This is a genomic window from Pseudomonas sp. B3(2017), from assembly GCF_002113595.1.
Lineage (GTDB): Bacteria > Pseudomonadota > Gammaproteobacteria > Pseudomonadales > Pseudomonadaceae > Aquipseudomonas > Aquipseudomonas ekonensis.
Genome location: NZ_NEIU01000043.1, coordinates 1 through 3,763 on the forward strand (window position 1 = coordinate 1; position 3,763 = coordinate 3,763).

At 48.2% G+C, this 3,763-nt stretch carries 6 protein-coding genes and 1 pseudogene; all 7 read right to left on the minus strand.

What is annotated here, in order from left to right; translation table 11 throughout:
- Nucleotides 1-141: 141 nt before the first annotated feature.
- Entirely contained in the window at nucleotides 142-567 is a 426-nt protein-coding gene (locus tag CAG33_RS28635) for a hypothetical protein (RefSeq protein ID WP_085586759.1), read from the minus strand.
- A gap of 215 nt (nucleotides 568-782) precedes the next feature.
- Complete coding sequence (locus CAG33_RS27965; protein WP_085586765.1) at nucleotides 783-1,004, minus strand: hypothetical protein; 222 nt, start codon at nucleotides 1,002-1,004, stop codon at nucleotides 783-785.
- Nucleotides 1,005-1,163: 159 nt separating this feature from the next.
- Nucleotides 1,164-1,634 carry a hypothetical protein gene (locus tag CAG33_RS27970; protein ID WP_085641282.1) on the minus strand — a complete coding sequence of 157 codons (471 nt, stop codon included), beginning with the start codon at nucleotides 1,632-1,634 and terminating at the stop codon, nucleotides 1,164-1,166.
- Nucleotides 1,631-1,945, minus strand: coding sequence for a hypothetical protein (locus CAG33_RS28690; protein WP_218189709.1), 315 nt, complete (start codon nucleotides 1,943-1,945; stop codon nucleotides 1,631-1,633). Before CAG33_RS28690 ends, CAG33_RS27970 begins: the two co-directional genes overlap by 4 nt.
- A gap of 248 nt (nucleotides 1,946-2,193) precedes the next feature.
- Nucleotides 2,194-2,619, minus strand: a pseudogene (locus tag CAG33_RS28695) (RHS repeat-associated core domain-containing protein); the annotation flags it as partial.
- Nucleotides 2,620-2,672: 53 nt separating this feature from the next.
- A complete protein-coding gene (locus tag CAG33_RS28440) occupies nucleotides 2,673-3,035 on the minus strand; it encodes a hypothetical protein (protein WP_139833055.1) in 363 nt (120 codons plus the stop codon).
- Nucleotide 3,036: 1 nt separating this feature from the next.
- Nucleotides 3,037-3,763 (minus strand): RHS repeat-associated core domain-containing protein (locus CAG33_RS28885; RefSeq protein WP_256576762.1); only part of this gene is annotated, 727 nt, incomplete at its 5' end.

Sequence of the window (3,763 nt, forward strand, 5' to 3'; positions counted from 1 at the left end):
TGTTCGCGGCCGGCGCTGAACTGGTGGCGGGTCAGGCGCGAGCCGTTGAGGTCGATGCCGCTGAGCTGGCCGCCGGGCAGGTGGCGGTAGTCGAGCGTGGTGGGTTTTACTATGGCTGGTAAAAATTTTTAGTGTTGGTGTTTATTTGAAAGGAAAGGTTTCGCCTGTTATTTTTAATCTGGTATCACTTACTTGGATGCTCGTTATATTGCTTATCACAAGCTTTAGGTTTTCAGTTTGCGGGAATAGTGCAAAAAGCAGGTCGAAGTAAAGGTAGTCCTTTATTAAGGATGCGGATAGGGTTGGAGATTTTTTCGTTAGCTCGTAAAACTCGGGATACTGCAAAGTTTGTAGTTCCTGGATGTCAGAGAAGCCTTGTTCAGTATCGTCAAGCCTGCATTGTTGGATGAATGTGTTGGCGTGTTCTATGAAGCTGCTTGGCAGTTTGTTAAGCTCGATAATTAGTTCGTATTGTTTTGTTTTTAGGTCTGTTGGTTCGCCGAAGCCAAGGCTTCGGTATCCAATGTGATGTTGATTAACTGTTTCGTTTTCTGAGGTGAATCTCATGGAGTCGTTCCTGGTGGTAGTAAAGTTATTGTTTCGCTCAGGCATATCTCGCCTGAGCAGAGCACCCAAAGCACACCATCGAGCATCAAGCGATCATTGCTGCGAGGTCTGTCTCTGACTATGCATTTCATGCCGCGATATTGGCTTGTCGTCAAGCTTAGGGGGTATTCATGGCGTCTTCTTTTTTGGGTCTCCGGTTATTAGTAGCAAGCAAATTACCCATACATATATAGAAGGTTGTCGAACAGTTGAAGCTCTTCTAGCGTGTACTCAATTTTGTTGTGGCGGCGAATATCTTCCAACACCCCTTTGATCGGTACTTGTCGCGAAGGATTCTGAACAATTTCGATTAGGCGGTCGAAGTCGAGAGATTTGTCCTTGAGATATTTCTCAATTAATTCTTTGAGCGCTGTACGGGCCTGCAGCTCGGTTAGCACAGCCATTTCTCCGGATAAAAGTGACATTCTGCACGTAGATGAAGTCGGATTGACTGGTTTCGGAGGCTCAGCAAATGCGCACCACGTGCACCTTGTTCACGGGAGGTGACCCGCCCATCAATGCGGAATAAGCTGATGGGCTCCGTCGTCAAAGATAAATTAAAGATTATCGATGTTGGCTGGGCCACCGTCGTCAATGAGTTTGCTCATGCGACGATTATAAAGCTCTATGTCTTGTGGGTTGTTGTCGGTTACGACAGTCTTTCTTAGGAATGCCATGACGAGCGAGATTTTCTGTTTTTCACTATCAGCGGCATTTCGCACAAGGTCGAATCCATGCTTCGACAAAAAAGGATGCTTATTTCGCAGGTAATAGTAGCATCCAATGTTCTCAAACAGATCATTAGCGTCATTTTTAGTAAGCTCAACCGAGTTTAAGTAGACGCTAAACGCCCCCTTCAATATCTCTGTCGAGTTATCCAATGTTTTAAAATAACCACATAGCCCCTGCCAATTTATTATATGCAACTGGGTTCCCCAGTCAGGGTCTCGTGTGAAGTATTCGCCATTTCCTCTAAAATAATCGGGAAACTCATTTTTATTTAAGGCTGTTTCAAAATTGGTTGTCATTGGAGTTGTTCCCAATCATCAAATTGGCTTAAAAGTTTCTTCATGTCGGCACCGTGATCGATTGTCTCGGAGCTGATGAGCGCTGCCTCTTTGGTGCCGCTCTTGGTCTCGCCACCAGGAACCCATTCTTTAGGGTAAGCACCGGCTTCGTTCCCGTTAGGTATTTCGTATTTGAATCGTGGGTCATCAGGTTTAATTTTTACTAGATAAATTGTAGCTGACGAAAGGTCGTTCGAACCCAGATTTAGCTCTCGGTTTAGAACCTCCCAGTCTCCACCACTTGCTTTGTATTTTGCAACTACACTGTCCATTTCGGACGGTAGGCCTACAAATTTTCTAGGGGTAACGTCGGATAGGAGGATCGCTCAATCCACTGATCAATAACAACAAATGAGCCACCTTGTTGTCTAAAAGCCTCTTCGTGAAGGTCCACATACTGCTCCGGCAAGTACTCACGCGCACTCCCAGGCCGATCGCCTCGTTCTAAATTAATAATCTCATCATATTTAGATTGCGTCATCGGGATGCGATCAGGCTTGGTCGCATTTGCGGTATTGTTCGGGGGTTTACAATCTGCTCCAGGGCAGTTGTCCAATCCTAGTGGATCCACCCATCCCGTAGGGTTAGGCACGTACTGGTAGTTATTCAACCCACCCGCCAGCTTGATCGGATCCGGCGTCAGGAACCGTCCAGTCCCCGGATTGTAGTAGCGATGGCGGTTGTAGTGTAGGCCTGTCTCCGCGTCGAAGTACTGGCCCTGGAAGCGCAGGGGGTTGTCGATTTCGGCCACGTCGAGGGCGGCGAGGTTGCCGTAGGCGCGGTACTTGGCCGACCACGTGATCTCGCCGCTGTAGTCGGTGAGTTCCTGCTGGGTGCCGAGGTGGTCGAGCTGGTAGTAGAACGGCGTGGCCCGGAGCGGGCCTTCGCCGTCGAGCATCGCGAGCGGGCGGAAGGTGCCCGATTCGTAGATGTAGCTGCGGTAACGAAATGGAGGCAGATTGTTTCTTCAAGTATTCAGAACCAATTCACCTCCATTACTTATTTTAAATTTACAGTTTGAGTATCTAACATAAAGGACTCAATTTTGCTGATGAATTCAGCTTTGTTTTTTGTTCTAAATTCCCCTAGAGATTCTTCAGAGTTTTTTAGAGGCTTTCCTTTGTTGTCGTACCTGATTGTCAGGAAGTCGATTACAAATTCCCCATTTGGATCACCTTCAGGTTCAACTCGGGAGTCGAAGCAATGTCCAGTTGAACGTCGGACTCCACCTAGTAAGACAGAGCTGCTAAACCATTCGGCAGTGCTAGGGGTAAGCTCAACTTCAAATAGATTATTGATTGTGATTGTCCAGCCGCTTGGGACTCGAAGCGGATGGAGTTCGTATTCTAATTTATTGCTCATGCTATTTTGTTTTCCCCATGTATTTTTGAACCTGTTCAGGAGACGCAGGGAAGCTATGTATAACGGGTTCGCCAGCCTTGGTCAATTCAATTCTGACCCAGTTTGTTAATTCGCCGTTATTGTAGCCAACCGGGGTTTCTGAGCGATAAAACATATATCTCGAGCCGCCATGGTCAAAAACGTTTCCATCACGCACTGCAGCATATGCAGCTTGCTTTTCAAAACCACTCACATTGTTTGCAATGTCTGGCAAGTAAGATGCTTCAGGCTTTCCGTCCTTAGTTCCTTTGCCGAGGCTCATTGACCGCGCTTGCTCTGCTGATTGAGCATTGGTGTGTTTTGTTGCATGGCGGCCTTCCGGACGTTTCGCGTCGTAGATATCAGACCTTAATTCCTTTCGGGTCTGATAATCACTTGTGTCAATCTTCTTTCCAGGGCAGTTGTTGCTACTCAACCCCAACGGATCCACCCACCCCGTAGGGTTAGGCACGTACTGGTAGTTGTTCAACCCACCCGCCAGCTTGATCGGGTCCGGCGTCAGGAAGCGTCCAGTCCCCGGATTGTAGTAGCGATGCCGGTTGTAGTGTAGGCCTGTCTCCGCGTCGAAGTATTGGCCCTGGAAGCGCAGCGGGTTGTCGATTTCGGCCACGTCGAGGGCGGCGAGGTTGCCGTAGGCGCGGTACTTGGCCGACCACATGATCTCGCCGCTGTAGTCGGTGAGTTCCTGC